This is a genomic window from Photobacterium nomapromontoriensis (genome assembly GCF_050336815.1).
GTDB classification, from domain to species: Bacteria; Pseudomonadota; Gammaproteobacteria; order Enterobacterales; family Vibrionaceae; genus Photobacterium; species Photobacterium nomapromontoriensis.
This window is the reverse complement of the sequence record NZ_JAKJSL010000100.1, coordinates 1-897: the sequence shown is the minus strand read 5'-3', so window position 1 is coordinate 897 and position 897 is coordinate 1. Positions and strand designations below refer to the sequence as shown.

The window sequence follows — 897 nt, the reverse complement described above, 5'->3', positions numbered from 1 at the left end:
AATCTCGGTTGATTTCTATTCCTCGGGGTACTTAGATGTTTCAGTTCCCCCGGTTCGCCTCGTTACGCTATGTATTCACGTAACGATACTTGCTTATGCAAGTGGGTTTCCCCATTCGGAAATCCCAGTCTCAGGTGGCTTTTACTGCCTAAACTGGGCTTATCGCAAGTTAATACGTCCTTCATCGCCTCTGACTGCCAAGGCATCCACCGTGTACGCTTAGTCACTTAACCATACAACCCCAAGAGGTTTCGTATGTTCAAACAACCAAGGTTTGCGTCGTTATCTTCGATCAAGAAAGATAAGGACTTTGGTTTTTCGCCGGACTCGATACAAGACACTTGAATGTGTTTGTGTTGAGAACTCGTTTTACCACTCTTATAAARAGACGATAAAACTATTTGTTAATTCAATCATTCGATTGAATTTACTAGTCAGCTTTCCAGATTGTTAAAGARCATGTGTTTACCGAAGTATCCACTTTCTAACCATTCTCAATGAGAACACTTAGAAAGTGGCGTCCCGTAGGGGAGTCGAACCCCTGTTACCGCCGTGAAAGGGCGGTGTCCTAGGCCTCTAGACGAACGGGACCCGGTATWGTCTTTACTATTAACCAAGCAATCTGTGTGGACACTGCATAAAACAGCAGTCTATCGTTTAAGGAGGTGATCCAGCCCCAGGTTCCCCTAGGGCTACCTTGTTACGACTTCACCCCAGTCATGAACCACACCGTGGTAAACGCCCTCCCGAAGGTTAAGCTATCTACTTCTGGTGCAGCCCACTCCCATGGTGTGACGGGCGGTGTGTACAAGGCCCGGGAACGTATTCACCGTAGCATTCTGATCTACGATTACTAGCGATTCCGACTTCATGGAGTCGAGTTGCAGACTCCAATCC

At 46.9% G+C, this 897-nt stretch carries 1 tRNA gene and 2 rRNA genes; all 3 read right to left on the bottom strand.

What is annotated here, in order from left to right:
- A 23S ribosomal RNA gene (locus L4D12_RS25470) occupies positions 1-233 on the bottom strand; the annotation flags it as partial.
- A gap of 282 nt (positions 234-515) precedes the next feature.
- Positions 516-591, bottom strand: a tRNA-Glu gene (locus L4D12_RS25465).
- Between the two features lie 67 nt (positions 592-658).
- Positions 659-897: ribosomal RNA gene (locus L4D12_RS25460) — 16S ribosomal RNA — on the bottom strand; the annotation flags it as partial.